The sequence below is a fragment of the Lacrimispora amygdalina genome (assembly GCF_003432035.1).
Lineage (GTDB): Bacteria > Bacillota > Clostridia > Lachnospirales > Lachnospiraceae > Lacrimispora > Lacrimispora amygdalina.
Map to the genome: position 1 here is coordinate 1 of NZ_QOHO01000058.1, position 25,469 is coordinate 25,469.

General features: G+C 41.0%; 26 protein-coding genes, 2 tRNA genes and 3 pseudogenes. 12 read left to right on the top strand and 19 right to left on the bottom strand.

Going from position 1 to position 25,469, the window contains the following annotated elements; translation table 11 throughout:
* Positions 1 to 99: 99 nt before the first annotated feature.
* The 4 genes and pseudogenes from DS742_RS17715 to rhuM form a co-directional block, all read left to right on the top strand.
* Positions 100 to 498, top strand: a complete 399-nt coding sequence (locus DS742_RS17715; RefSeq protein ID WP_341457657.1) for an MATE family efflux transporter — start codon at positions 100 to 102, stop codon at positions 496 to 498.
* Positions 499 to 1,147: 649 nt separating this feature from the next.
* Positions 1,148 to 1,570, top strand: a pseudogene (locus DS742_RS29925) (recombinase family protein); the annotation flags it as partial.
* The gene (locus tag DS742_RS29930) at positions 1,544 to 2,194 is read left to right on the top strand and encodes a recombinase family protein (protein WP_341457659.1); all 651 of its coding nucleotides are present in this window, start codon (positions 1,544 to 1,546) and stop codon (positions 2,192 to 2,194) included. The pseudogene DS742_RS29925 and the gene DS742_RS29930, both read left to right, overlap by 27 nt.
* Positions 2,166 to 2,621 (top strand): annotated as a pseudogene (rhuM, locus tag DS742_RS17725) (RhuM family protein); the annotation flags it as partial. The gene DS742_RS29930 and the pseudogene rhuM, both read left to right, overlap by 29 nt.
* 63 nt (positions 2,622 to 2,684) lie before the next feature.
* Here the strand turns inward: rhuM and DS742_RS17730 are convergent.
* From DS742_RS17730 to rlmD, 3 genes are all read right to left on the bottom strand, one after another.
* Positions 2,685 to 3,278: a plasmid pRiA4b ORF-3 family protein gene (locus tag DS742_RS17730; RefSeq protein WP_117418311.1), complete on the bottom strand. Its 594-nt coding sequence runs from the start codon at positions 3,276 to 3,278 to the stop codon at positions 2,685 to 2,687.
* Between the two features lie 66 nt (positions 3,279 to 3,344).
* Positions 3,345 to 5,033 (bottom strand): SWIM zinc finger family protein, encoded by a 1,689-nt coding sequence (locus DS742_RS17735; protein WP_117418312.1) that lies wholly within the window; start codon positions 5,031 to 5,033, stop codon positions 3,345 to 3,347.
* A 283-nt stretch (positions 5,034 to 5,316) separates the two neighbouring features.
* A complete protein-coding gene (gene rlmD, locus DS742_RS17740) occupies positions 5,317 to 6,798 on the bottom strand; it encodes a 23S rRNA (uracil(1939)-C(5))-methyltransferase RlmD (protein WP_117418313.1) in 1,482 nt (493 codons plus the stop codon).
* A gap of 155 nt (positions 6,799 to 6,953) precedes the next feature.
* Here rlmD and DS742_RS17745 point away from each other — a divergent pair, with 155 nt between their 5' ends.
* Complete coding sequence (locus DS742_RS17745; protein ID WP_117418314.1) at positions 6,954 to 7,544, top strand: prolyl-tRNA synthetase associated domain-containing protein; 591 nt, start codon at positions 6,954 to 6,956, stop codon at positions 7,542 to 7,544.
* A 55-nt stretch (positions 7,545 to 7,599) separates the two neighbouring features.
* Here the strand turns inward: DS742_RS17745 and DS742_RS17750 are convergent, their stop codons facing one another.
* Positions 7,600 to 8,499: a GGDEF domain-containing protein gene (locus DS742_RS17750; protein WP_117418315.1), complete on the bottom strand. Its 900-nt coding sequence runs from the start codon at positions 8,497 to 8,499 to the stop codon at positions 7,600 to 7,602.
* Positions 8,500 to 8,670: 171 nt separating this feature from the next.
* On the opposite strand from DS742_RS17750, the gene DS742_RS17755 reads away from it, so the two are divergent.
* A complete protein-coding gene (locus DS742_RS17755) occupies positions 8,671 to 9,012 on the top strand; it encodes a helix-turn-helix domain-containing protein (protein ID WP_170313508.1) in 342 nt (113 codons plus the stop codon).
* Between the two features lie 20 nt (positions 9,013 to 9,032).
* On the opposite strand, the gene DS742_RS17760 is transcribed toward DS742_RS17755, so the two are convergent.
* The 3 genes from DS742_RS17760 to DS742_RS17770 are packed head-to-tail and all read right to left on the bottom strand — an operon-like array spanning position 9,033 to position 13,043.
* Positions 9,033 to 10,820, bottom strand: coding sequence for an aminopeptidase P family protein (locus tag DS742_RS17760; protein WP_117418316.1), 1,788 nt, complete (start codon positions 10,818 to 10,820; stop codon positions 9,033 to 9,035).
* Positions 10,810 to 12,249 carry a dihydrolipoyl dehydrogenase gene (lpdA, locus tag DS742_RS17765; protein WP_117418317.1) on the bottom strand — a complete coding sequence of 480 codons (1,440 nt, stop codon included), beginning with the start codon at positions 12,247 to 12,249 and terminating at the stop codon, positions 10,810 to 10,812. The genes DS742_RS17760 and lpdA overlap by 11 nt, the downstream gene beginning before the upstream one ends.
* On the bottom strand, positions 12,249 to 13,043 hold the full coding sequence (locus DS742_RS17770) for a Cof-type HAD-IIB family hydrolase (protein ID WP_117418318.1): 795 nt from the start codon (positions 13,041 to 13,043) through the stop codon (positions 12,249 to 12,251). Before DS742_RS17770 ends, lpdA begins: the two co-directional genes overlap by 1 nt.
* 127 nt (positions 13,044 to 13,170) lie before the next feature.
* Here DS742_RS17770 and DS742_RS17775 point away from each other — a divergent pair.
* Both DS742_RS17775 and DS742_RS17780 read left to right on the top strand, forming a co-directional pair.
* Positions 13,171 to 13,244 (top strand) — tRNA-Pro (locus DS742_RS17775).
* Between the two features lie 75 nt (positions 13,245 to 13,319).
* Positions 13,320 to 13,392, top strand: a tRNA-Val gene (locus DS742_RS17780).
* A 700-nt stretch (positions 13,393 to 14,092) separates the two neighbouring features.
* Here the strand turns inward: DS742_RS17780 and DS742_RS30045 are convergent.
* From DS742_RS30045 to DS742_RS17795, 3 genes and pseudogenes are all read right to left on the bottom strand, one after another.
* A pseudogene (locus tag DS742_RS30045) lies at positions 14,093 to 14,306 on the bottom strand (LPS biosynthesis protein); the annotation flags it as partial.
* Between the two features lie 170 nt (positions 14,307 to 14,476).
* Complete coding sequence (locus DS742_RS17790; RefSeq protein ID WP_117418319.1) at positions 14,477 to 14,935, bottom strand: DUF5684 domain-containing protein; 459 nt, start codon at positions 14,933 to 14,935, stop codon at positions 14,477 to 14,479.
* Positions 14,936 to 15,206: 271 nt separating this feature from the next.
* Positions 15,207 to 15,548, bottom strand: coding sequence for a four-helix bundle copper-binding protein (locus tag DS742_RS17795; RefSeq protein ID WP_242996579.1), 342 nt, complete (start codon positions 15,546 to 15,548; stop codon positions 15,207 to 15,209).
* Between the two features lie 500 nt (positions 15,549 to 16,048).
* On the opposite strand from DS742_RS17795, the gene DS742_RS17800 reads away from it, so the two are divergent.
* Positions 16,049 to 16,414 (top strand): ACT domain-containing protein, encoded by a 366-nt coding sequence (locus DS742_RS17800; protein WP_117418320.1) that lies wholly within the window; start codon positions 16,049 to 16,051, stop codon positions 16,412 to 16,414.
* A gap of 87 nt (positions 16,415 to 16,501) precedes the next feature.
* Positions 16,502 to 18,166, top strand: a complete 1,665-nt coding sequence (locus DS742_RS17805; protein ID WP_117418321.1) for a S8 family peptidase — start codon at positions 16,502 to 16,504, stop codon at positions 18,164 to 18,166.
* A gap of 101 nt (positions 18,167 to 18,267) precedes the next feature.
* Here DS742_RS17805 and DS742_RS17810 read toward each other — a convergent pair whose 3' ends face one another.
* On the bottom strand, positions 18,268 to 18,702 hold the full coding sequence (locus DS742_RS17810; protein WP_117418322.1) for a DUF5684 domain-containing protein: 435 nt from the start codon (positions 18,700 to 18,702) through the stop codon (positions 18,268 to 18,270).
* A gap of 290 nt (positions 18,703 to 18,992) precedes the next feature.
* Between DS742_RS17810 and DS742_RS17815 the strand changes: the two genes are divergently transcribed.
* On the top strand, positions 18,993 to 19,193 hold the full coding sequence (locus tag DS742_RS17815; RefSeq protein WP_104436338.1) for a cold-shock protein: 201 nt from the start codon (positions 18,993 to 18,995) through the stop codon (positions 19,191 to 19,193).
* 248 nt (positions 19,194 to 19,441) lie between these two features.
* Here DS742_RS17815 and DS742_RS28610 read toward each other — a convergent pair whose 3' ends face one another.
* Together DS742_RS28610 and DS742_RS28940 are read right to left on the bottom strand one after the other, a co-directional pair.
* Complete coding sequence (locus tag DS742_RS28610; protein WP_147325820.1) at positions 19,442 to 19,648, bottom strand: hypothetical protein; 207 nt, start codon at positions 19,646 to 19,648, stop codon at positions 19,442 to 19,444.
* Between the two features lie 326 nt (positions 19,649 to 19,974).
* Positions 19,975 to 20,112: a hypothetical protein gene (locus tag DS742_RS28940; protein WP_170313509.1), complete on the bottom strand. Its 138-nt coding sequence runs from the start codon at positions 20,110 to 20,112 to the stop codon at positions 19,975 to 19,977.
* A gap of 109 nt (positions 20,113 to 20,221) precedes the next feature.
* On the opposite strand from DS742_RS28940, the gene DS742_RS28945 reads away from it, so the two are divergent.
* A complete protein-coding gene (locus DS742_RS28945; RefSeq protein ID WP_170313510.1) occupies positions 20,222 to 20,368 on the top strand; it encodes a hypothetical protein in 147 nt (48 codons plus the stop codon).
* 121 nt (positions 20,369 to 20,489) lie between these two features.
* On the opposite strand, the gene DS742_RS17825 is transcribed toward DS742_RS28945, so the two are convergent.
* From DS742_RS17825 to DS742_RS17850, 6 genes are all read right to left on the bottom strand, one after another.
* Positions 20,490 to 20,798, bottom strand: a complete 309-nt coding sequence (locus DS742_RS17825) for a hypothetical protein (protein ID WP_117418324.1) — start codon at positions 20,796 to 20,798, stop codon at positions 20,490 to 20,492.
* A gap of 99 nt (positions 20,799 to 20,897) precedes the next feature.
* Positions 20,898 to 21,782 (bottom strand): ROK family protein, encoded by an 885-nt coding sequence (locus tag DS742_RS17830; RefSeq protein WP_117418325.1) that lies wholly within the window; start codon positions 21,780 to 21,782, stop codon positions 20,898 to 20,900.
* 16 nt (positions 21,783 to 21,798) lie between these two features.
* Positions 21,799 to 22,731, bottom strand: coding sequence for a type I phosphomannose isomerase catalytic subunit (locus DS742_RS17835; protein WP_117418326.1), 933 nt, complete (start codon positions 22,729 to 22,731; stop codon positions 21,799 to 21,801).
* 86 nt (positions 22,732 to 22,817) lie between these two features.
* Positions 22,818 to 23,612, bottom strand: coding sequence for a DUF7402 domain-containing protein (locus tag DS742_RS17840; protein ID WP_117418327.1), 795 nt, complete (start codon positions 23,610 to 23,612; stop codon positions 22,818 to 22,820).
* Positions 23,612 to 24,316: a GntR family transcriptional regulator gene (locus tag DS742_RS17845; protein WP_104436344.1), complete on the bottom strand. Its 705-nt coding sequence runs from the start codon at positions 24,314 to 24,316 to the stop codon at positions 23,612 to 23,614. The genes DS742_RS17840 and DS742_RS17845 overlap by 1 nt, the downstream gene beginning before the upstream one ends.
* Positions 24,317 to 24,436: 120 nt before the next feature.
* Positions 24,437 to 25,249 (bottom strand): gluconate 5-dehydrogenase, encoded by an 813-nt coding sequence (locus tag DS742_RS17850; RefSeq protein ID WP_117418328.1) that lies wholly within the window; start codon positions 25,247 to 25,249, stop codon positions 24,437 to 24,439.
* Between the last annotated feature and the right edge of the window lie 220 nt (positions 25,250 to 25,469).

Sequence of the window (25,469 nt, forward strand, 5' to 3'; positions counted from 1 at the left end):
AAGAATCACCAGAACCGGCATCTGTCGGAACTGGTGATTCTTAATTAAGGACTTTTTTTACAGCCCCTATTTTTTATTCTTGTATGGAGGTTTCACTTTATGAATAATACAAATTGCTTTAAAGATTTTATAAAATATTCATCTCTAAACGTACTTGGTATGGTGGGTCTATCCTGCTATATTTTAGCAGACACTTTCTTTGTTTCAAAAGGACTTGGAACAAATGGCTTAACTGCATTAAATCTTGCAATTCCAATATATAGCTTTATTCATGGTAGCGGGCTAATGATTGGTATAGGTGGTGGTACTAAATATTCTATTTTAAAAAGTCAAAATGACAAAGGGGCGGCAAATCGTACATTTACAAATGCTGTTATATTAGCACTTGGTTTTGCAATTGCTTTTTTTATAATCGGAATTTTTTTCTCTGAAGCAATTGTAGAAATGCTTGGAGCTGATGAAACGGTTTTTCATATGAGTAAAACTTATTTGCAGTAATCTTACTGTTTTCCCCTATGTTTATATTGAACAATATTCTCTTATGCTTTGTAAGAAATGATGGCGCTCCACATCTTTCTATGACTGCTATGATTGTGGGGAGCCTAAATTTTTTTCTAAATCAGGTTCCGTTTCTTCAAGAAAAAAGTCAGGGCATATAGAGGGAGGTATAATCCTTCCCTATGTTCCTTGGCAACCGAATATACGGTATTTTGAGTACGAAACTTATGTGGCTGAAAAGCAAAGCGACATAATGAGCATCGCCATGATGACTGCTGTAACACACTTGCCAAAACAGGAAAACAAATAATTGATTCAACCCTTTATGAGCATAGGTATTACAGCAGTCGAAGCGATAAATGCAGCCATTAGACCGAACGGTGGCACGTCCGCCGCAATAACACACATAAGGGATAATGATACTTTGATAATACTACGACTGCTGAACCGTCTAAATCCTATGAGAAAACCAAAGCATATCAGGATTTTATCAATGTACTTTCTCAGATTATAGAAAAACATGGTGCAGAGGTCTTAGATGAAATCAATCGTGTTGTCTAAAAGAGCAGTGTATGGATTGATGTTTTCCAATCATTGATTGGAGGTCAGCTACTATGAATAGGAGCGGAAAAAATGTGTACTTTACCCTCGTGTAAGTACCGAAATGCAGGTTGATGGGTTCAGCTTGGACGGGCAGAAAAACAGCTTAAAGCGTTTTGCAGACAGAGAAGAAATGGAGATTGTAGACATTTACGAAGATGCTGGTAAATCGGGCAAATCCATAGAAGGCAGACCCGCTTTTAAACAAATGCTGTGTGATATTAAAAATGGGTTAGAAATTGACTATATCTTAGTCTATAAGCTCTCCCGCTTTGGCAGAAACGCAGCCGATATTTTAAATTCTTTGGAACACGTTCAATCCTTTGGCGTAAACTTAATTTGCATTGAAGAAGGAATTGATTCCTCACAAACAAGCGGAAAGCTTTTAATTTCAGTGTTGTCTGCCGTTGCTGAAATAGAGCGTGAAAATATCATTGAGCAGACAATGAACGGGAGAAAAGAAAAAGCCCGTCAAGGTGGCTGGAACGGTGGGTTTGCTCCTTATGGCTACTACCTTAAAGATAAGCAGCTCTATATCCAAGAAAATGAAGCAGAAGCAATACGAATTATCTTTGATAAATATGTAAATGGCAATATGGGATTTTATAAAATTGCTAACTATCTTAATTTGCAGGGTATTCCAAAAATCAAACGTGCCAACGGTACCCTTTCACAGTGGAGTACTCATTTTGTCAAAATGATAATCGACAATCCTGTGTACACTGGAAAAATTGCTTTTGGCAGACGGACAAGAGAAAAGGTCAAAGGCACAAAAAATGAATACCGCCAAGTACACCAAGATGAATACATTATTGCTGACGGTCAGCACGAGGCTATCATAAATGAAGAACTCTGGAACAAAGCACATGAAAAACGAGCATTAACAGGCATTAAATCTCCGTCTAAAATTGGTCGGGACAGGGCGCACTTATTAAGTGGTATTTTAAAATGTCCGAAATGTGGTGGCCCGATGTACACTAATAAACACGCTTGGACAAATAAAGATGGTACATATAAAGAGGTTTATTATTATGTGTGCAGCAAAGCTAGAGCAACACGGAGCTTAATACTTGCAAAAATCTTCTATTGCAACTAATTTTAGACGCTGGGCAACCGGACGATTGAAAGAATATATGATTAAAGGCTTTGCAATGGATGATGAACGCCTGAAGCAGCTTGGCGGAGGCGGATACTTTAAAGAACTGCTTGAGCGGATCAGGGATATCAGGGCATCGGAAAAGGTATTTTATAGGCAGGTGCTTGAAATCTATTCTACCAGTGTGGATTACAATCCAAAAGCGGAGGTTTCCATTCAATTTTTCAAGAAAGTACAGAATAAAATTCACTATGCTGTTTCTGGAGAAACGGCCGCTGAGGTAATTTACCATCGTGCGGATGCTGAAAAAGACTTCATGGGATTGAAGACATTTTCAGGAGAGTAGCCAACGTTACGAGAGGCGAAAATTGCCAAGAATTATCTGAATGAAAAAGAGTTGCGGGCTATGGGACAGCTGGTTTCCGGTATATAAGAATTTCACCATAATTATCCACTATTTCAATCTCCTCTGGTCTGATTGTATTTGCTTTTATTCGCATTCTTCATAAGCACACCTTATTCTATACACATTATCCTTAAAGAACACATTGCAATACTCTAAATTAAACTTTCTATAATCCCATTCATTTTCTTTTCCGGAATACATATCTGCGATTCGGGGTAAAGTACCATCATGGTCTGTTTTTTCAACTATTTCAGCAATTTCATATGGTGATGTATCCTCAATAATTCCTTTTCCTTTGCCGTCCGTAACATATGGATAGTGTGTTCCTGCTCCGCGCTTCATTTCAGATACGGATAATAATTCTATCTCAAATTCCCAACCTGCACCATAGTCATATTCCATACTCAGCTTATCTCCTGCATTAAGTTTTAACGCAGAAAGCTTAGTTATAATCGGATCAATTGCAGGCTCCTCGTTGAAGTCATCATCTTCAAATATGATCTCATAACGCTTCCCTTTAAACTTTATATTAAACAAATGACTTGCTGTACTTTCAAATGCTGCCAATACTGCATATCCAAGTTTAGCAACACTGGAAACAGAGGTGATTTCTATATCTCGCCACATAATACTTTCCAGTTCACAGAGCCTTACTTTAAATTTATATATATCCGCCATGATAAATTTCTCCCCATCTATCTTTTTACATGGTTAATTTCAATGTCCTATGCAAGAGCCTCAGTATTAAAATCCCTCTTTTCTAAGCTCATCCATCATCGCTGAACGCCTGTAATAACAGGCCCTCCACTCTGATACTACATTCCCAGCTATTTCTTTTCCATTCGGGTATTTTGTTATTTTTTTCAAATACTTAATCAAGTCTTTATACCTTTTCCTGTCTGACACAACATCGACCTGCTTTTTTATATATGTTGTATATGCTTCTCTCATCTGTTCCGGGAATTTTTTCTTCAACACTGTTTCGTATTGATCCAGCAAAACGATTGAACCATCGGCAACTATTTCCTCTAATAATCGATTATACATTTTTTCCGCTTCCAAAAGAGGATATTTAATTTGCCACCCTGTTCTTCCTTTTAAAATCTTTTCCCTGTGATTTTCCCATTCTACCTGCTCACAAACGCTTTTCAATCTGTACACATAATCCAGTTTGTCCTGCCGGCATGAAAATACCTGGAAAATCAATTCTTCTTTATATTCTTTATCCTGTTTCCTTATTTTATATAAATCGATCAGCTTGGCGCTGTATTCAGCAACCAGATCAGGATATTCTTTGTCAAGTACCTTACTCTCTTTCAATATGCAAATTGCTTGATCAATTTCCGTCTTTTCCAAGCATTCTTCAATTTCCAATTTTCTTACTACTGAAAACCTCCGATTTATTCTTTTGTACTCCAGAATTTTTTCTTCTGAAGAATCCAGTTTTCTCATTATCTCTAAGCGCTTTAGTATATTATTTTCATATCCATAATGAGCACTCCACCAGTCACCGCAGTCGGTTTTCTCTCCCGCTTTGGTTATCCTCTCATCCAGCATTTGAAGCTTTTTTTCCAGTAATCTCTTATCCTGAAATTCATTTAATAAAAAATCACTGATATAATCCTCCATATAATCGATTACAGTCCCGTCCGCCTGATGATTTTCAAACCACCGAAACATTTGTTTCTTATCCGATTCATTACAGTTCTTAAGAATTTGTTTCCAGAATTCATAGCAGCTATTCCCCACTATGGTCGTACCACCGTCTGAATCATCTATATCCAGGTTTCCTATTTTAACAAATACATCATTTGTTAGTTCAAAGGCCTGCATACAAGCTCCCTTTTTAATTAATTCGTTTATATTACCATACAGAAAACTCTCCATTGCCGCAATAAAGTCACCAGAATTCTGCCAGTCAACAAAACCGCTCCGGTCAGAAAAGCGGTATACGATATCGTCTATCTCTTTTTTTAATCGTATCATCTGTCTTGCACTTATAGACGAGGAATATTTCGTCATAATGTGATTCCTGAAGCTCTCATATTCCTGAGCAAGCTGTGCCAAGATCCCTCGGAACTCAATCTCCGGAATTTTACCAATCACATCTAACAATTCCTGTTCAGATTCCAAATACCTTGCCTCCCATGTTTTTTCTCCTTCTTCTATCCCATGGGCAGACTCATCACTCTTAAATAATACTGCCGCCATATGTTTACAGTTGTTACCATCCTCTGCATAGGGACAACTGCACCACATATCAGAAACTCTTCCATCCGTTATTTTTATTTCTACCTCATAATTTTCATTTCCCACTACAGTAGCACACAACCCCGTCTCGGTCTTCTGAACGTTCAAAACTGCTCCCATTTCATAGTAATTCAGTCCACGTTCTAAAATGTGAGGTCTGAATAAGACCTTCCAATTCTCCATATCAACCTCCCATAAAGTACAATCGCATGTTCCTTTTAATCTCTGCTTGTAATACAAAAACAGACCCCCAGAATGTTCTACTAAGATTCTGGGAGTCAATACATCTTAAATATATCCTATTCATTCGCTTTGAATATCTCTTTTAAAATGTAAGTCTTTATCGGCATCGCCAGAAATACAATTCACTAGTTTCATATAACATCAACTACTTTGACACTAGTTTTTAGTAACTATCTTTTCTTTTATTCTACCATATAGAGGATATAACGTACATTACCATTTGTTATTTTATGCGACATATTTCGACACAAATCTCACAATGCGTTGTCCAAGGAAACATATCCACCCCCCACGCCTTCTTCGCCTCATACCCCTTTTTCTTAAAATACTCCAAATCCCTGACCAATGTTTCCGGCCCGCAAGACACATATACCACTTTATCCGGCCGCATTTTCGAAACGGAGTCAATAAACTCCTCCGTGCTCCCGCTTCTGGGCGGATCCATAAACACAACATCCACATGCTCCCCGGATTCTGCCATATTGACCATAAACCGGCCAGCATCATTACAATAAAAGCTTGCATTCTTTATATTATTTATTTTTGCATTTTCAATTGCATCATGAACCGCATCTTTATTTAATTCCACGCCAATCACTTCTTTTACATGGCTGCTGGCAACAATTCCGATTGTGCCAATACCACAATAAGCATCAATGATTCTCTCTTTTCCAGTCAGTCCCGCTGCTTCAACAGCCTTCTTATAAAGAACCTCTGTCTGTACGGGATTTACCTGGTAAAAAGACTTGGAAGATATACGGAAACGGCATCCACAAAGAACATCTTCTATATACCCTTTGCCATAAAGAACATGTTCCTTATCACCCAGCACCATGCTGGTCCCCCTGTTGTTCACGTTCTGTATCACTGTTGTAATTTCCGGATGGCGATCCCTCAGGGCTTTAACAAAATTATTCTTTGAAGGAAATATTGGGGAAGCAGTCACAAGCACAACCATAATCTCACCTGTCACAAATCCACGGCGTATTAAGACATGACGCAGCAGACCATATCCTGTATCCTCATCGTAAGTGCGTATTTTAAACGATTTGAGCATCCCCCTGATTGTCCCAATAATCTCATCAGATTTCTGATCCTCAATCAGACAGCTTTCCACAGGTACTACTATATGAGAATTAGCTTCATAAACACCAGAAATAGGGTTTCCCTTTCTGTCGTGGTCAAATACGGCATGTACCTTATTGCGGTAATGATAAGGATCACTCATCCCTATCATAGACTCCAGGCGGCAAAAAGGCTTTAACAATGTTTCCAGATTCTTTTGTTTCTGTTCCAGCTGTTTTTTATAAGGCAGATGAAGCAACTGACAGCTTCCGCACCTTCTGTAAACCGGGCACTGAGACGCACTGCCTTGTCCCCTGCTCTTATGCATCCTATTACCTGGTCTCTCATCATTTTTTATCTTATCATCCCGCATCTTGCCAGCTTGGGTCTTATCACTTTGTGTTGTCCGGGTAAACGGTTTCCCGGCCTGTGCATTCCTATTCTCTGGCTTCCCATTCTGCGGCTTCCCATTCTGCGGCTTCCCATTTTTTATCTTCTCACCCTGCATCTTATCACTACGCGTCTTACCGTTCACTATCTTCCCCTTACCTTCTTTTCCAAACTCCTTCTTCTCATTTCTTCCCGCCGTCGTTTTCCCATCTATACGAAACGTTTCCTTCTTCAATCGATTATCTATCATCTCATTAATCCGCCTTTTCTTCTCTATTATCAAAAGCTATTATAGTATATTCTTCCCCATAAAACCACCGAATTCCCTTGTTTCTTGAAAAACTATTGCATTTTCGCCATCGAAGTTTATAATAATTCAAAAAAGAGAAAAGGAAGGAAACACTCATGATTGATGCAGGCACCAGCTTCTATATAGACAAAACACTTTACAATGGACGTCCGGCAAACTCCTCTGACAGACTAGCCAAAGAACTTTGCACCTACGATCTCTTAGACCGGCTTCAAATTCCCTACCAGCGGCTCGACCACGCTCCGCTTCCCACCATTGACGCCTGCCGGGAAGTCGACTCCATACTGAACATCGACATATGCAAAAACTTATTTCTCTGCAACGCAAAAAAGACGGAATTTTACTTGCTCCTGCTTCCTGGGAAAAAGAAATTCCGCACTGCCAGTCTTTCAAAACAAATCGGCTCCTCCAGACTCTCATTTGCTGATCATGATTTTATGATTCAGTTTTTAAATATCACTCCCGGCTCTGTCTCTGTTCTCGGGCTTATGAATGATAAAGATAACAAAGTCCAGCTGCTTATTGACAAAGATGTGCTCTCCAATGAATTCTTTGGCTGCCACCCCTGCATCAATACCAGCAGCTTAAAAATGAAAACAGCTGACTTAATTAACCGGATTCTCCCTGCCATAAACCATAGCTTCATCCAGGTAGATCTTCCTGGGGAACCAGATTCCATTCAGTAACAGTTCAACCACAAAAAGGGCAGGATTTCTGTCTCCTGCCTGGTCTGAACTTATTCTACGTGACCTGCCAGATATTGCCGTGGTAAGAGGCAATTCTGTTCTTACCTGCCTGCTTGGCATAATACATGGCACGGTCCGCCTGTGAAAAAAGCTTCTGGTAATTTTCTTCTCTTTTTCCTGAACTGGAAACAATGCCGATACTGACGGAAAGGCGCCCTTCTCCTTCCGGTACCGCTTTCTTTGCACGCTTTAAGAGCTTTTCCGCCCGCTTGTAGACATCGGAACCGGCCGTAAATACCACGAACTCGTCACCGCCTACTCTGCCTACCAGGTCCGGCTCCGGAAAAAGATCGCAGAGCATTCCGCCTACCTTCATCAGAATCCGGTCTCCTGTGGGATGGCCGTAGCAATCATTGATTTCTTTAAAATTATCAATGTCGATCATGCACAGCCAACTGTCTGTTTCACTTTTTAGCAATTCATCAACCCGGTACTCAAAGGCTGATTTGTTGTAAACTCCGGTCAGTCCGTCTTTTATAGACTTCAACAGCAGCTGCTCTTCTCTCGCTTTTGATCCGCTGATATCCTGAAGCTTGCCGATCAGTTTCAGCGGGCCTGTCTTTTTGTCTTCCCAGACAGCGGTTAATTTACAGCTGCACCAGTGGAATGGCTCCCCGATCTTTCCCATACTGAATTCAAAAGACCGCATCTCTCCCTCTTTTGGTGCATTGTCTCTGTGCTTTGAAAAAAATCGCTCAAATGCCTGTAAATTAATATGGCCTTTCGCATTAGCCGAAAGACACAGCTGCTTTTCCAGATAGGAATACTCGAACAATACAGTGTCAGTAAAAAAACTCATATTCCCGTACAGCTGTTCTGTCTGGCTGAAACGGAACGACTCCTGTCCGATTCCCTTACTCTCACTTTCTAATTGTCTTCCTGAATTTCCTGTCATGATACTTCCCCCTGTACCTCATGGAATCCTTTATTTTCCGTCTTTTCTATTCGTATATCATACATGATAACGCTTTTTACCCGTATATGCAACTTGTTTTTGGAGCATTATTACGCATATAATACGTAATGTCTGGTTAGAATATCCTTTATGATAAACCAAGAGGTGATAATGTTGGATGAACAATTTGTCAGGAACCGAATCACAGAACTCCGCCTGAAGAAAAATATTTCAGAATATCAGATGAGCTTAGATCTGGGGAAGAATAAAAGCTATATACAGGGAATCTCTTCGGGACGTTCTATGCCTTCCATGAAACAGTTTTTCGAAATCTGTGATTATCTTGAAATTACTCCCATTGAGTTTTTTAATACAGAAAAAAAAGAGCTGACTCTTTTCTGGGAGGCCGCCGCGATTATGAAAGAATTAAGCCACGAAGATCTGGAAGCAGTTTTTCCAATTTTACTGCGGCTCAGGGCGAAAACAGGCAGTCAAAAACAGGCAGAACCTTAATCAAGGTCCTGCCTGTTTTTTTATATTGCTCTGGTCTGTTCTTTCAGCCAACGTGCTTCTTCCTCCGTAAGATGAGGTGCCACCGCATCATAAACAGCTTTATGGTAATCATTTAAGAGTGTTCTGTCCCGCTCTGTCATCAGTGATGGCTCCAGTGCCTCCAGATCGATGGGGACCATGGTGAGAAATTCAAACTCCATAAACTGGCCGTACTCATTTAATTCCGCTTTTTTACATACGATCAGGTTTTCAGTTCTCACTCCATGGCTTCCCTCGATATAGACTCCCGGCTCATCGGAAGTGATCATTCCTTCTTCCAGGATACAGTTATCCTGACGCTCCGGAACCATACGCCAGCGGATTCCGTTGGGACGCTCATGAACATTGAGCAGATATCCGACTCCATGCCCGGTACCGTGATCAAAATTGATTCCACGGCTCCAGAACGGCTCTCTGGCAACATAGTCAAGTGTCAGTCCTCTGCAGCCATGGAGGAACTTTACAGCCGCCAGGCGGAGCATACTGATGACTGTGAGTGTAAAATGCTCCCGTTCCTCTTTGGTCAGCGGACCCACCGCAACGGTTCTTGTTACGTCAGTGGTTCCCTCATAGTACTGGCCGCCGGAATCCACCAGATAAAGGCCTCTTGGTTTTATCTCGGCATTGCTTTCCAAAGTTGCTTTATAATGACACATGGCGGCATTGGCGCCGTAAGCAGAGATAGTATCAAAGCTGATTCCCAGATTTCCTTCCTGTTCGGAACGGAGATTATCTAAGTATTCCTGGGCGCTGACCTCAGTGATTGTTTCCTTTCCCACATTCTTCTTCAGCCAATAGATAAATTTCACCATGGCTGCTCCGTCTTTTACATGAGCTTTTCTCATGTTTTCCACTTCAACAGGGTTCTTCATGGCTTTTGCAAGTACAGTCGGGTTCATGCGGTCAATGATCCGGTTAGAGGAATCAATGCCTTTTACAATGGCATAATTGGTTCTGCCTGTCTCCAGAAGAATCCTCTGATCTCTCAGCTGGCTGACAGAAACATAGATGTCATTATAGGGGCAGATTGTTACGGATAAGTCTTTTAAATAGGCCTTTACCTGATCATTTAACACTTCTTCATTAATGAACAGGTAGAAACGCTCCATCGTTACCATTCCATAGGAAAGAACAACCGGATTGCAGCTCACATCATTTCCTCTGATATTTAAAAGCCAGACAATATCGTCCAGTGTGGTAAGGATATGAACGGTTGCCTTTTCTTTTTTCATTTCTTCTCTTAAACCGCTGATTTTCTCAGCTGCTGATTTACCGGCAAACTTCTCTTCAAGAATCCAGACCGGCTCTTTTGACAATTCAGGACGCCGCTCCCAGATCTGGTCTACAAGGTCCTCTTCATAGGCCAGAGTCACATGCTTATCTGCCAGTTTCTCTTCAAAATCCTGCCCCTGCCGGCAGTTTACAACACGTCCGTCAAAGCCCAGCTTCCCGCCTTCCGGCAGTACTGCCTCTAAATAATCCAGGATATCAGGGACTCCCGGGTATCCCATCTTTCTCAGTTCCACGCCGGTGCCGGAAAGCTGCATTCCAGCCTGTACAAAATATCTTCCGTCTGTCCACAGACCTGCTTCGTCTTTTGTAATCACTGCGGTTCCTGCCGAGCCGGTAAAACCTGTCATAAATTCTCTGGCTTTAAAATATTCTCCGACATATTCTGATTCATGAAAATCAGAGGTTGGAATCATATATGCGTCAATATGGCGCTCTGCCATTAAGTCTCTTAACTGTTTCAGTCTCTCACTTATCATTGCCTTGATCTCCTTTGGTTTCAAAATAATTTTCTATGGCTGCCGTTATGCCCTCGCTGTATGTGGGATGGGCTCGCATGGCCAGCCGGAGCTGACTCGCCGTCAGCCCGTTGGCAATCGCAGTTGCCATCTCGCTGATCATGTCTGTTGCTCTGGGACAGACAATCTGGGCTCCAACCAGTGTACCGGAATATTCTTCAAATACCAGATGAACAAATCCATTCTGCCTGCTGGTGATAATGGATTTCCCGTTTCCACTCATGGAATAATGGCCGCAGCGCACATTCATATTGTTAGCGACAGCTGATTCACGGGTAATTCCTACCGATGCGATCTCGGGTTCTGTATAAATGCAGCTGGGAACTACCGGCAGTTTCACAAACATTCCGTTTGGCACAACAGAAAGCCGGATGGTATGCTCCACTCCTGCGATCTTTTCCACCACATAGGTTCCCTGTGCAGCTGCAACGTGTGCCAGCAGAATATCCGATGCCACATCTCCGATGGCATAAATCCCTGGTTCACTGGTCTGAAATTCTGAATTCACCTTTAATCGGCCGTGTTCCATTTCCAGACTCACATCTTCTCCCAGAAGGCCATCCAGAAAGGGCACTCTGCCTGCTGCAATCAGAATATGTCCTGCACGAATGGTCTGCTCTTGTCCTTCCATCTCAAAAACGCAGGACAACCCGTGATCTTCCTCTTCCCTGATTTCTTTCACATTCACCATGCAGTAAACTGTAATTCCTCTTTGCTTCAGTTCTTCTTCTAACGCCTGGGACACTTCAGAATCCATAGGTCCAAGTAGATGGGCTTTCCGTTCCAGAATGGTCACATTGGAGCAAAGTGCGCTGAAAATGGTTGCAAATTCCACACCGATCACCCCTCCTCCAATTACGAGAAGCCGGTCATAATTCCAGGTATCCGACGCCAGCAGACGCTCACTGGTCAATACTCCCGGCAGATCTGCACCCGGGATATCCGGAATTACACATTTCGCCCCTGTTGCTATGATAAGATGCTCTGCTGCATAGTAATCCTTTCCTTGCGGACCATTGACTTCCACCGTTTTATTTCTTCGAATGACAGCCGTTCCGGTAAGGACTGTGATATTTTCCGCTTCAATCAGGTCTGTAATACCTTTTCGGTAGGATTTTACCGAACTTTTCTTATATAGCTGCATTTTCTTAAAATCAAAGGAAATAAAATCCGTAGATACGCCAAACTCATCACAGTTTTGCAGTTCTTTAAATTTACTGGCGGCATGAAGAAGAGATTTTGTGGGGATACAGCCTTTGTTCACACAGGTTCCCCCCAGCTTTTCCTTTTCCACAATAGCCGTCTTAAATCCCAATGAAGCAGCTTTTAAGGCAGCCGTATACCCGCCCGGTCCTCCTCCGATAATAATGATATCAAAATGTATCGCCATTAAATCTCCTCCTGCCGGATCATTTTAAAATGAAGGCAGGCGTTCTTAATTCCATCCTGATCGATGGGATCTGTAATGTAATCGGCTGCTCTCTTCAGTTCTTCCATTGCATTGCCCATGGCAATTCCGATTCCTGCTGCCTTCACAATATCATAGTCATTCATACTGTCTCCAAATGCCACCGTCCTGGAAAGAGGAATCTTATAATAGTCGCAGAGTCTGGCAAGCCCTACTGCCTTTGATGCCTTTCGCTCCACTACATCTGCACCTTTCTTATCTGCAAACATATGAACGTGGATCTCCGGGAACTCCTCCTCCATCTTTCTTGCACCATCTTCATCTCCGATATAGGCCATGGTTCTCACATCAAGCTGTACAAGCTTTTCGGCATCTGCAAAGTTTCTTCTGCATTCTCCCCACAGCTTTCTGTCATGTTCCGCCACTGCTTCCGGGTTTACATAATAGTCATATTCCCCCACGGTAGTACCGACACTGTAGGGTGTGCTCTTTGCATAGGAAAGAATCTGCTTTAAAAGATTTTTATCAAAGGTGTGCTCATATATAACAGTCTCGCCCACAGTCACCTTGGTTCCATTGAGGTGAATAATTGCATCCGGCCGTACCTGGTCCCGTATTGCAGTACTGAATATGGAATCCATGTCTCTTCCGGTTGCCAGCACTATGGTGTAATTTTCTCTCAGTTTTTCTATTGTCTCCATCGCACTTGCAGGAATCGACCAGTCTTTATGATCAAGCAGCGTCATATCTACATCAAAGCTAACGATTGGTTTCATCTATTATCACCTTTTTTTCTTCCTGATTAGTCTTGTCTGTTCCATCATATATTAAATTTTGAAATTTTTCAACAAATATGCTTTACCAATTGGAAATTTTCTGCTATAATGTCTGAGTGTCAGGAAACGGAGTATGGCGTAGCTTGGTAGCGCGCTCGGCTGGGGGCCGAGAGGTCGCAGGTTCAAATCCTGTTACTCCGATTGACAATTGTGATATCAGTACCGGCTTTCCAATCAGATAGGAAACCGGTGCTTTTGGTTTACTGATAAATGTATGGAGACATAGCTCAGCTGGGAGAGCATCTGCTTGACGTGTAGAGGGTCGCAGGTTCGAGTCCTGTTGTCTCCATTATTTTAAAACCCTGGTATATACAAGAATTCCTTGTATATACTGGGGTTTTTGTAATTGAGGTTAATCTGCTATATTAAAGGCGGGTCCCGAAATTTAGGTATCCGCCTTGATTCTTGCAGGTACAGTATGCCCCCCAATTATAAGGGTACGTTTTGAACGTTTTTAGTATAATATGGTGACTTTTCCATATACATAACAGGGGTGATATATATGAGTTATTGTCGCGATGTATTATTCATTACTACGCTGGCTTGTCAAATAGCAGATTGCTTAAATGATGATGAATTATCGATATTAGCTGCAGACACTGAATTATTTAGTGATTCACTAAATGCTATTGCTGTCAGACGTTCAATTTCTAATACATGTACAAACAATAATACTCCACTAAACACCAACTGTTCCGATAAAGCCAGCGAAATATGATAGCTAAATTTCAGTTTTGTGAATCTAGATATTACATTTTAAGTACAAAAAACTACCAGCATAATACTGATAGTTAGTAGTCATAATATGAAGATATGAAGTGTCTATTTTATATCTGATGATATTATTCCGTAATAATTCACATCGCGATATCTTTCACCACACTTATTAAAGTGTTTTAAGACTCCTTCGCATTTAAAACCCGATTTCTCCATTACCTTACACGATGCTTTATTCTCTGCGAGCACCAACGCCTCTATGGGCTCAATTATAAGCTTTTTATTTACAATCGGCCGCATGCAATTGGGCAAGTGCTCTTGGTGTGCTCTGTGAATAGCTACACATTCTTTACAATTCCCATGATATCTGCAAACCTTCTTGCATGAGCAATGATCCTTTTTTTTATATTCTTCCCGGAATTGTGCCGCAAATTATTCCTGAAGCTTCAAGCCTTCTTCCCTGTTTCCTTGATGAAAAGCTTTCATAGCTTCCTTCTCTATTTTTGAAAATCATAGATAATTATACTGTAATAATTTGTTGTTTTATGTCATATTTTCAGATACTAACAATCTATCCACATATATTTCCACATTATTGTGGATAACTGTCGTATATAAAAAAAGAGACGGGATTGACCGCCTCTGTATTTAAATTATCAATTTTTAATCTTTTGAGGCCCTATGTATTCGGCGCTACCAAATCCAAGTATTGGAAAAAAAATTAATGGCAGCAGCACTAGCCCAACAGTAAAACCGGAACTTTTACCAAAAGCCTTGGAAATCTTAGTGCAGTATATAATATATAATATATAATATATAATATATAATACCAATGAAAGCGAACTTACGAGACTTCTTAAAATACCAATTTCAGTTATTCTCCCGATAAAAACCATTACCCACAAAAACATAATTGCAATAAAATAATTGGCATTTCCAAAAGCTATATCAGACATTATATATGCATTGTAAAAAGGTACCAATGCCGCCCAGCCAGGTTTACCCGCTTTGGAAAAAATCCTCCAATTTGTAATCAATAAAAAAATAAGAACTGCTAAAACAATTATAAAAAGAATAATACCGAACACAGCAAAAACACGATATAGATTATACATACTCAGTCCCCTTTATATTTTCTTCCATCATACACCATATTCTTTCAAAATAAAACACATATCAGCCCAAATCGACAAGCGTTTTTAAATAGATAATCTCCGGGGGGGGTTGCCATATTAACCATTAAAATCACCTTTCCGTTATAATTTGGCTTGAACAATCTTATTATAACAGAAAGGTGATTTTTTTTGTATAACAAACACCGCGCACCTGCACACATAGTGAAAGCTAAACTTTGTTGACAATTGGCGGCTTTCATATTAATAAAACTTACATTCCAGACATTTTTCTACACTCATCTGCACATGTCTGGCATTCTTTTGCACAGTCTTTGCAGTGCTGATCCTTAAACATATTACACTCCCTTGCACAGCTTTCACAAATCATTGCACAAATTCCACAATGTTCTTTTGTGTATTGTCCATTCATCGACATCATAGAGACTGACATCTGACACATCATTGCACATTCAACCAGCATACTGACACAATTCTTTCTTTCATTTAAATCAGGTTCATTTAAGCATGCATGAAAACATTCATAACATGCCTGTGCGCATCTTGAACATGCGTCAATACACGATTGATTCTTCTTGGCTTCCATTGTTAACATAGCTGTTACCTCCAATTATTTTTATCAAAAAATATTATCTGCAAATTCCAGAAAAATATTATGGAAATTTTTTGTTGAATTCACAATCTCATAACATCGTCTATAACTTTTCTACACAACTAATTGGTATATTAATAATTGTATCACATACAGCGGACAGGATCCTCTGATCTTTCCGTTTTCTCCTATTTTAATGATTTTCTTCAGCCTGATTTCAGAAATAAGTGTTATTCTATTTAAGAATAGACATATCATGTTCCTACTTAAGCCGATAAAATTCTCCCCAGATTTTATCGGCTATTCTCTTTTTAGCGTAATCTTGAAAAGATAAAAGTACTTGACCTTATAATAAAATTGTAGTAGATTTAATACAATTAAATTCATATTTATACACGCAAACTTTGCCGCCGGGTAAAGTACAACACGAGCGTTCAGTTTTCATACCGTTAGGCCATTGAAGGTATGATATTCTGGACCTTTTTTTATGAGGAGGAAATAAAATGGATTTGCAGATTCTTGACAGGAAATTTTCAGTATGCAAAGTAAACGAGGTAAGCGCTGAGCTATTAGAACATGAATTCACATTTATCAGTAAGACTGATAACGAGTTATCGGTGATATGCGAAACGAATTATGTACCAAAAATCAATATAACCGCAGAACATGGATGGAGCTGTTTTCGGATTGCGGAGGATGCATCATTTGAAAAATACGGCATGATTGCATTTTTATCCAGAATTATAGCGGATGAGAAAACCTGTATTTTAGTTGTGGCTACTTATGATACCGATTACATATTTTTAAAAGAAGAAAAATTAAGTGATGTGATAAAGGCTTTGCAGGAAAACGGCTGTAAGTTTATCTGATTCCGGTGATTTTATTTATTGAAACGAATACAACGCTCCCCGCAGCATACTATGTAACATATGTTATAAATGGATGGGATGCTTGTTATGCAAAAAATATTAGATGAAAATTATTACGATTTTATTATCGATAACTTTTTAGCCCCTGCATATAACACGGGAGATAACATTACATTGCTGAATGATACCCACTCACTGCTGCATATCTCCAAAAGTGTCATGGGCGTTTGTGATTTGGGCCTGACCCCATATTACGCCTTCCCATCTGTCTATACCCTTACTTCTTACGCCAGTGAGGACGATTCGTCCGACCAGATAACCAGGCCTGATGTTAACTATAATCTGCTTGGACAATGTACGCTGGTTGGTATAATTGATACCGGAATTGATTACCAGCATCCTGCATTCCGGAACGAAGATGGCAGTACACGCATCTACTCCATCTGGGATCAGACTGATCAGAGCAGCACCCCGCCCGAAGGCTTTAGCTTCGGTTCCGAATACAGCAGACAGCAGATTAATGCAGCACTTCTTTCAAATGACGCCTTATTTCTGGTTCCCACTTCAGATACTGACGGGCATGGAACAGCAATTGCCAGTATCATTTCAGGCAGTATCCATTCTGATAATTCCTTTAGCGGGATTGTTCCATACAGCCAGCTGGTTGTGGTGAAGCTGAAACAAGCCAAACAAAACCTTAAAAATATTTTCTTTATACCAGAAGATAAACTCTGTTTTCAGGAATCCGATATCATACTGGGAATCCGTTATCTCATTACCATAGCAAAGAAAATGGCCCGTCCCCTTGTCATCTGTCTTGCAATGGGAAGCAGTCAGGGAAGTCATGACGGGCAGGGGGTAATGAGCGAGTATTTAGAAAATCTTGTACGATTATCCGGTATTAATGTTTCCATTGCTGCCGGGGATGAGGGGAACCGGAACCGGCATTATTTTGAAAACGTTAGCTCAGCTCCTTATAGAGCTGATTTTCAGCTGAATGTTGGTGATAATAAGTTTGCAATGGAAATCTGGCCCAGTGTTCCCGGAAGGCCTACCATCGAGATCATTTCTCCAAATCAGATGACAACGGGAAGGATTGATCCTTCCTTTGAAGATTGTATAAAATTCTCTTATGGACAAAGTTCTGTCTGGGTAAATAATATTGTATTTGAGGAAGAAACGGGGGATCAGTTAATTCTCATACGCTTTGAAAATCCTGAACCGGGAATCTGGTCATTTCTGCTTGAAAGCACGGAAGGCCAGCCATTTTATTTTAATTCCTGGCTGCCATCCGGTAATCGGATATCGGATAATACCTATTTTCTTAATGCAAGCCCGGATGTTACCATAACAAATCCCGGAAACTCATTCAGTACCCTGACTGTCTCCGCTTACAATCAGTTCGATGACACCATATTAGAGCAATCCGGAAGAGGCTATACCAGCATCGGGCTGGTCAAACCTGATGTTGCGGCTCCCGGCTACCGGATCCCCTGCGCGCTTCCAGGAAACCTATACGGAACAATGACCGGAACGGGGGCTGCTGCTGCCCATGCTGCAGGCGGAATTGCCATGGTCATGGAATGGACCCTGTGCAAGGGAAATTACACCCGGCTTACCGGAAAACAGATTAATCGCATGATTGTCCGGGCCGCCCGGCGCAGCAGTTCCTATCTCTATCCCAATAACGTATGGGGCTATGGGCAGTTAGATGTCAATGAGATCATTAGCAGGCTTATTAAGATTTTATAATTTTCCTGTGAACTTCTCCATGACATATTTCGCCCGGACCATACTTTATCCGCAAAAAAGAGACGGTAACAGCAACCGCCTCTTTGGAATGTTCAAAAATTTTAAATCTTTTGTGGTCCTATGTACTCATCGCGTCCAAATGCCAGTATTGGGAAGAAAATCACTGGTAACAGGATTAAACCAACGGTGAATCCGGCGCTCTTTCCAAACGCTTTCGAAATATTAATACAGTAAACGATGTGCAGAATGAGTGTGCACAACGCTCCAAGACTATTTAAGCCTCCGACTTCAGAAGTCTTTCCAATAAAATTTATTACTGCTATAACTAAAAAAGCAATAAAGTAAACCATATTTCCGAAAGCGACATTTGATCTGACGTAAATATTGTAAATCGGAATCAATGCTGCCCAGCCTGGTTTGCCTGCCTTAGAAAAAATCTTCCATTCAGCAGCTAATAATAAAATGAAGATCGCTAAACCAATTAAAATAATGATCATACCAAATGCTGCAAATGCAGCGTAAAAACTACTATCCATACTCAATTCCTCCATATATTTTTAAATATTATACACTATATTACAATATTTGACAATATTATCCATATAATCATCCTTTCCAACTTTAATTAATTAGATTATCCTGCATTATTGACTCATTCGAAATTCCTATTGACTATTATTCTCTTCTATGCTATACTAAAACAGTATTTTAATAAAGTTTTGATTTCGCATATATTTGTAAGTCATTATTCTATTGATGATTTACAAGTATATGCGATTTTTAGTTTTAGGCAGAATACACAATAATTTTAAGGAGGTATCTTTTCATGAAAAAAGGTACAGTAAAATGGTTTAATGCACAAAAAGGTTTTGGTTTCATCTGTGATGAAGAAGGCAACGATATTTTCGTTCATTTTTCCGGTCTTGCTATGGAAGGCTTTAAGTCTTTAGAAGATGGTCAGTCTGTTGTATTCGAAACAATCAATGGCAACCGTGGTCTTCAGGCTGTTAACGTTCACGTCGCTTAATCTCATACAGATTGTACGAATCACGTCTAATTTTTCCTTTTTCTTCAAATACCAATTTGATAATGTGAATCTGATAAAGTGAAAATGTACCAACTATCTGTATTTTAAAAAGTCAGAGCTATTTTTATTTATTACAGCTAAGCCAGCAGGGTTTATTCCATATTCCCGGCTGGCTCAAACTAATTTCAGGTACTAAAATGCAAAAATGGCGGGTCCGAGATAACGGAACTCCGCCATTATTAATATTATCAGCAATCATCATCATCATGATGATGATGGTGGTGGCAGCGGGGATCATTGCATCCTGCTCTAAAACCGGCCCAGTATGCTCTTCTTACCTGCTCTGCGCATTCCACATCATCACCGTTGTTGTTACCATTACCATTGCAATTGCAGCGGCAATTATTGTTGCCATTACAACCGCAATTATTTCCACAACCCCAGAAACATCCCATATAAAATACCCTCCTTTTCTTAGTTGTACTGTATTATATGGTACAATAAGACAAGATGTGAATGGGATAGATGAGACATGTCCGGCTTGTTCACACAATATAAGAACATGCATATATTATTATTACAGAACGAGATATCAAAGATCCGGAGATAACGGATACGGGCGCAAGCTGCCGCATAACCGCCTTTACCAATGTAAACAACTCATTTTTCGCGCTGTCAGACTTTATATTTCCGGTTGATGATGAGTTCTGTAAACTGCCCGATCATAAGTATGAACCTCATTAGGGCGAAAACCAACGCATCCTGGTTTTCGCCCTTTTCATTAATCTGACCTTCTTTTGGTGTTCGGTCCCATACCTTCCCTGCGGGAATTATGGGTCTGATTCTGATTTTTTACTTTCCCTTTATCTTCTGGATAATTTTCCACTGAATTGGTTTTCTTTGTATCATCTCTTGACATTGATCTCACCTCGTAATTAATATGTCTGCTGGATCTATATTTTATTCAGTACTTTTTTAAATGTATAATTCATTATTCCCGGGTACATCCTAATTGTGAGGTGATTAAAATGTCATATATAGCTCCTGCAGTCCAGGCCAAATTTGAAACTCTTTCCATCGATTTAAAAAATCAGATCCTGGAACGGAATGTACAGATCAACAATATTTACGACCTAATCCGTGTTCTGGAAGAAATCGTAAATGAAGGGGGCTGACCCCTTCCCAGACAGCCATGAGCCGTTTAAAGGCCTGTGGCTGTTTTTATCTGCCCCACCCACGCAAAAAGAAATAAGGGCCGAACCCCTGAGGAACGACCCATGAAAAAATGATATTCAATTATCTGCAGCTTCTTAAGAATGAGGAAAGCTGACGGGTATTGCAGGAACTTCCCGTATTACAGCTTTTGCCAGTACAGGATGCACCTTTCTTGCCAGTGGAAGTATTGCAGTTTGAGCTGTTGCTGTTGCAGCCATACTTGCTTAACAGGCTGTTTAAAGACTGTCCTTTGCAGAATGAAGAATAACTGTCAGATGAAAAACAGTTAGGCAATGAACGGGAACAGGTCGCTGCCTGTGCTGTCATTGGTGTTCCTGCTACGGTTAATACAGCTGCTGCTGCTAAAACAAATGCTGGTAATTTTCTCATGGTAATATCCTCCTTATTTGTTACACAATTGTTACATTTCCTTTACAAAATGTATCATATCATACATAAATTGGATTTACACTAGGAGAAAAATGGCAATTAACCCATTATTTCCAGTTGATATTTATCCACTGCCAGCTTTAAGGCACCCATGATTCCCTGATTGTCATTTAAGCTGGGCAGAACAATATAATGCTCCATATCTTCCAGTTCTTTTGTCTTGATATAACCGCCCAGCTGTCGGGTTACTTCTTCTCTTACCAACGGCATTAAATGCTCCTGGTGCATCACACCGCCTCCAAGGATAATACGCTGGGGCGACAGCACCATAATATAATCTACAAGCGCCTGGGCTATATAATAAGCTTCCAGCTCCCAGACCTCTTTCCTGTCGGCCAGCTCTGCCCCCTTCATTCCCCATCGTGCCTCTATGGCGGGGCCTGCTGCCATACCCTCCAGGCAGTTCTTATGGTATGGACACGCTCCCTCAAAGGAATCTTCTGGGTGTCTGGCAAGAAGCAGATGCCCGCCTTCCGGATGAAGCATACCGTGAAGAAGCTTTCCATTGGAAATAATGCCTGCTCCCACACCCGTTCCGATGGTAATATACATACTGTTCTCCAGACCCTTTGTAATGCCCCAGGTAGCCTCTCCAAGGGCAGAACCATTGACATCGGTATCAAATCCCACCGGTATTTTTAAAGCATCTTTAAATGCTCCCACGATATCGTAATTCAGCCATGCAAGCTTTGGAGTTGTTGTAATATAGCCATAAGTCTCTGAATTCCTGTTAAGATCAATCGGACCAAAGCAGCCGATTCCCAACGCTTCAATTTCCTTGTCCTTAAAATATGCAATCAGTTTTGGCATGGTAATCCCAGGTGTTTCCGTCGGTATGGAAACCCGCTCAAAAATCTCGCCGTTCTCATTGCCTATGGCACAAACCATCTTTGTACCTCCTGCCTCTAATGCACCCAGTCTCATAACTTCTCCTCCTGTTTTATTCGGGATTGGAACAGATGACAGACATCTTTCCCTCAAATCTGCACTCTCCGCTCTTTGCCGGTATAATAAAATTCTGACCTGCCTCCATTGGGATTCCATTGATACAGCCTTTTCCGCTTATTACACTTACATTGGTAAAATACCTGGAAAATTCTTTTGTAAACACTCCTTCAATATCATACTTGTCCACTGAGTAGTACTTACAGGTTATCAAATGAGTATGCACGGCTCCCGGCAGTTTCCCGGTTACAGCTGCCACATCACATTCTTTAAATGGAGCTCTGATTGTGGCAATACTCTGTTCCACATGGAGCTGTCTCGGTTTTCCGTCTGCGAGACGGTCATAGTCATAGACTCGATAGGTGATATCGCTGCTCTGCTGTGTCTCAAGGATTAAGGTACCGCCCTTGATTGCATGAACGCATCCCGGATTAATCTGGAAGAAATCTCCTTTTTTAACGGGGACAGTACGTATAAATTCCGACCACTGGTGGTTTCTTATCATGGATTCCATCTCATCCCGGTCTTTTGCGTAGTGGCCGATTACAATTTCAGTATCCGGTTCACAGTCCAGAATGTACCAGCATTCGGTCTTGCCAAGAGATCCATTCTCATGAATTTTCGCATAACTGTCATCGGGGTGCACCTGAATGCTTAAATCATTCTTTGCATCGATAATCTTAACCAGAAGGGGAAACTGATCTCCGGGATAAAAGCCGAATATCTCCGGTTTATCCTTCCATAGGCGGCTTAAAAGCTTTCCGTCATAAATCCCTCCGGATATCTTGCAGTCCCCATTCTTATGAGCGCTGATTGCCCAGCATTCCCCTGTCGTATCACTTGGTGTGTCATATCCAAATACCCCCCGAAGCTTGTCACCGCCCCAGATGGCTTCCTTAAAAACCGGTTCCAGAAATAAAAACTCCATCTTACTTCCTCCTTATGTGTCAACCCTGTATGCTTACTGCCTATATTTTACATGAATATCAGGAAAAGGAAAAGAGGTAATTGAAGTTATAGAGAATCTTTTCCATATACCTGGATCTGGGTAAGTGCCGGAAATGGAGAAGGATCATCTGCTTTTATTAAATCACTCAGCTTCAGCCAGGTAATATTCTTCTTTTTCAATGTAAATACGTGGGGTTTTACACTTTTTTCCATTTTCACAACTTCTCTCGATCCATCCGAGAATGTGATGGCGGCTTCCACCCACCAGTTATCATGAGGAAAATCGGCTCTTGTATATAATACGATCTGGTCAAAATCCACTTCCCGTCCAAAATCCAGGGTTATTTCCGCATCATCCTGACGGTTAATACCCCAGGACTCATAGGGCCACTCTCCATGGGATTCATTGGCAAGGACTCCGTCAATGGCATTGCGAGCCGCAAAAACAGCTTCACCTCTTGTTTCCACATTTGCAAATGCATGTGGAAAACAGCCGGTATCGCCATGCTGGTCCATGACATTGACTGCCAGGTTGCGGTATTGCTCTGTCTCACCCGCAGCTGCTTTGCGAATAGTAAGATAATGTCTCTCTCCGGTAAATGCCTTCGGATTGTAGGATACTTTTTTATCTCCGAATGGTATGGTAAAAATCACTTCCTGCTTTGTCAGATATACAAAAGATTCATCCATGCAGTCATCGATCCGGATCACATAATGGCCGCTTTTCTGATCGGTCTTACAGACAATGGCATCTCCTTCTTCATATCCGCCTTCATACACCAGGACCGCCTGATCTTCTCCTGATGCAGAAGCTTTTATCGTATTATCAGATCCTTTTACAGCTATAGAAACACTGGTCATCATTCGTCCTCCTGCTCTTCCTGTTCAAAATAGTCTTTATACTCTACCTCAATCTGGTGCTTCATACGTTTCATACTATAAGTCAGGTGTTCTCTGAGTGATTGCTCCAGACCTTCAATGTCCTTTTTTTCCAGCAATTCAAATAGTTCCGTATGTTCTCTGATGATTCTTGTAAAATCGGTTTCCGTTACAAAATCCAGCATCCGGAATCTTGTATAATGCAGCTGCTGTGCCTGTATCATATCCCAAAGCTTGCGTTTTCCCGTAGCCCGGTACCAGATGGCGTGCATCTGTGCATCCATGCGGTAAAACTGCTCCGGCTCAAACCCTTTTTCCAGTATCAGCGCCTGCTGCCTGCGGATCATATACCGGACCTCTTCCATCCACAACGGAGTTGCCATATTGGCAAAATCGCGCATAACCATGGTTTCCACAGCGACACGCATATAAATCATCTGTTTAATCGTATCCAGATTAAGAAGCGTCACCTGCGTACCGGAATAGGGTACGGATATGACAAATCCCTGCTCCTGCAGCTTTCTTACCGCCTCTCTTACAGGAGTCCGCGATACTCCAAACCGCTCGCAGATCTCATTCTCGCTTATGATCTGTCCGGGCTTTAATTCCAGGTCCAGAATTTCCTGCTTTAAAGTTTCAAATACCAGGTCGCCACGGTTTTTATAGGTTTTGGTCTTTCCTTCCATTGAACCCTCTCCGTCCTTTAAATTTAAAACATTATAAAATATGCCATGACTCCCGCCTTTTAAGGGCGGGCATCATGGCCATGTTTATCCCAGCCGGGACTTCCCTGTCAGGGCATTTAATTACTGTGGCTGTTTACCAATGTAAGCTAAGATACCACCGTCAACGTAGAGAATATGTCCATTGACAAAGTTGGAAGCATCAGAAGAAAGGAAAACTGCAGGACCTGCAAGATCCTCAGCTTCACCCCAGCGTCCAGCCGGTGTCTTGGCAATAATGAACTGATCAAACGGATGTCTGGAACCGTCTGCCTGAACCTCACGCAGAGGTGCAGTCTGTGGTGTGGCGATATAACCAGGCCCGATACCATTACACTGAATGTTAAATTCGCCGTACTCGGAAGCAATGTTCTTTGTCAGCATCTTTAAACCGCCCTTTGCAGCTGCATAAGCAGATACGGTCTCACGGCCAAGCTCAGACATCATGGAACAGATGTTGATAATCTTCCCGTGTCCTTTTTTAATCATTGACGGGATCACTGCTTTTGCTACGATAAAAGGTGCATTTAAGTCTACGTCAATTACCTGTCTGAACTGTTCTGCTGTCATTTCACACATAGGAATACGTTTGATAATGCCTGCGTTATTAAACAGGATATCGATTACGCCTACTTCCTTTTCTATCTGGGCAACCATGGCATTTACGCCTTCTTCGCTTGTTACATCACAAACATATCCGTGAGCAGTAATGCCCTCTTCCTTATAAGCTGCGATTCCTTTGTCTACTAATTCCTGCTTAATATCATTAAAAACAATGGTAGCGCCAGCTGCTGCAAGAGACTTTGCAATAGCAAAGCCAATACCATAAGATGCGCCTGTTACAAGTGCAACTTTTCCTTCAAGAGAAAACTGGTTTTTTAAGTAATCCATATTCATGATTCTGATTCTCCTTTGCTTTTATTTTGGTCAGTTATTTCGTCATTAGAAAATTAGTTTGTATTCAAATATAAATGTTTGTATACAAATTCAATGACTTGTATTTATGTTAACATAGTGCAATTATTTTTTCAATATACATATTAGACAAAGTACGCCATTTTTATTTAGTTATAATTTTCCAAATACTGGATTTTAGAAAAATCATGACCACCGGCTT

What these genes read in the sequence shown, in the direction of transcription:
- DS742_RS17715 (WP_341457657.1), top strand. Translation starts at nt 100, where the DNA reads ATGAATAATACAAATTGCTTTAAAGATTTTATAAAATATTCATCTCTA.
- DS742_RS29930 (WP_341457659.1), top strand. Translation starts at nt 1,544, where the DNA reads ATGAACGGGAGAAAAGAAAAAGCCCGTCAAGGTGGCTGGAACGGTGGG.
- DS742_RS17730 (WP_117418311.1), bottom strand. Translation starts at nt 3,278, where the DNA reads ATGGCGGATATATATAAATTTAAAGTAAGGCTCTGTGAACTGGAAAGT.
- DS742_RS17735 (WP_117418312.1), bottom strand. Translation starts at nt 5,033, where the DNA reads ATGGAGAATTGGAAGGTCTTATTCAGACCTCACATTTTAGAACGTGGA.
- rlmD (WP_117418313.1), bottom strand. Translation starts at nt 6,798, where the DNA reads ATGATAGATAATCGATTGAAGAAGGAAACGTTTCGTATAGATGGGAAA.
- DS742_RS17745 (WP_117418314.1), top strand. Translation starts at nt 6,954, where the DNA reads ATGATTGATGCAGGCACCAGCTTCTATATAGACAAAACACTTTACAAT.
- DS742_RS17750 (WP_117418315.1), bottom strand. Translation starts at nt 8,499, where the DNA reads ATGACAGGAAATTCAGGAAGACAATTAGAAAGTGAGAGTAAGGGAATC.
- DS742_RS17755 (WP_170313508.1), top strand. Translation starts at nt 8,671, where the DNA reads ATGTTGGATGAACAATTTGTCAGGAACCGAATCACAGAACTCCGCCTG.
- DS742_RS17760 (WP_117418316.1), bottom strand. Translation starts at nt 10,820, where the DNA reads ATGATAAGTGAGAGACTGAAACAGTTAAGAGACTTAATGGCAGAGCGC.
- lpdA (WP_117418317.1), bottom strand. Translation starts at nt 12,249, where the DNA reads ATGGCGATACATTTTGATATCATTATTATCGGAGGAGGACCGGGCGGG.
- DS742_RS17770 (WP_117418318.1), bottom strand. Translation starts at nt 13,043, where the DNA reads ATGAAACCAATCGTTAGCTTTGATGTAGATATGACGCTGCTTGATCAT.
- DS742_RS17790 (WP_117418319.1), bottom strand. Translation starts at nt 14,935, where the DNA reads ATGTATAATCTATATCGTGTTTTTGCTGTGTTCGGTATTATTCTTTTT.
- DS742_RS17795 (WP_242996579.1), bottom strand. Translation starts at nt 15,548, where the DNA reads ATGTTAACAATGGAAGCCAAGAAGAATCAATCGTGTATTGACGCATGT.
- DS742_RS17800 (WP_117418320.1), top strand. Translation starts at nt 16,049, where the DNA reads ATGGATTTGCAGATTCTTGACAGGAAATTTTCAGTATGCAAAGTAAAC.
- DS742_RS17805 (WP_117418321.1), top strand. Translation starts at nt 16,502, where the DNA reads ATGCAAAAAATATTAGATGAAAATTATTACGATTTTATTATCGATAAC.
- DS742_RS17810 (WP_117418322.1), bottom strand. Translation starts at nt 18,702, where the DNA reads ATGGATAGTAGTTTTTACGCTGCATTTGCAGCATTTGGTATGATCATT.
- DS742_RS17815 (WP_104436338.1), top strand. Translation starts at nt 18,993, where the DNA reads ATGAAAAAAGGTACAGTAAAATGGTTTAATGCACAAAAAGGTTTTGGT.
- DS742_RS28610 (WP_147325820.1), bottom strand. Translation starts at nt 19,648, where the DNA reads ATGGGATGTTTCTGGGGTTGTGGAAATAATTGCGGTTGTAATGGCAAC.
- DS742_RS28940 (WP_170313509.1), bottom strand. Translation starts at nt 20,112, where the DNA reads ATGTCAAGAGATGATACAAAGAAAACCAATTCAGTGGAAAATTATCCA.
- DS742_RS28945 (WP_170313510.1), top strand. Translation starts at nt 20,222, where the DNA reads ATGTCATATATAGCTCCTGCAGTCCAGGCCAAATTTGAAACTCTTTCC.
- DS742_RS17825 (WP_117418324.1), bottom strand. Translation starts at nt 20,798, where the DNA reads ATGAGAAAATTACCAGCATTTGTTTTAGCAGCAGCAGCTGTATTAACC.
- DS742_RS17830 (WP_117418325.1), bottom strand. Translation starts at nt 21,782, where the DNA reads ATGAGACTGGGTGCATTAGAGGCAGGAGGTACAAAGATGGTTTGTGCC.
- DS742_RS17835 (WP_117418326.1), bottom strand. Translation starts at nt 22,731, where the DNA reads ATGGAGTTTTTATTTCTGGAACCGGTTTTTAAGGAAGCCATCTGGGGC.
- DS742_RS17840 (WP_117418327.1), bottom strand. Translation starts at nt 23,612, where the DNA reads ATGACCAGTGTTTCTATAGCTGTAAAAGGATCTGATAATACGATAAAA.
- DS742_RS17845 (WP_104436344.1), bottom strand. Translation starts at nt 24,316, where the DNA reads ATGGAAGGAAAGACCAAAACCTATAAAAACCGTGGCGACCTGGTATTT.
- DS742_RS17850 (WP_117418328.1), bottom strand. Translation starts at nt 25,249, where the DNA reads ATGAATATGGATTACTTAAAAAACCAGTTTTCTCTTGAAGGAAAAGTT.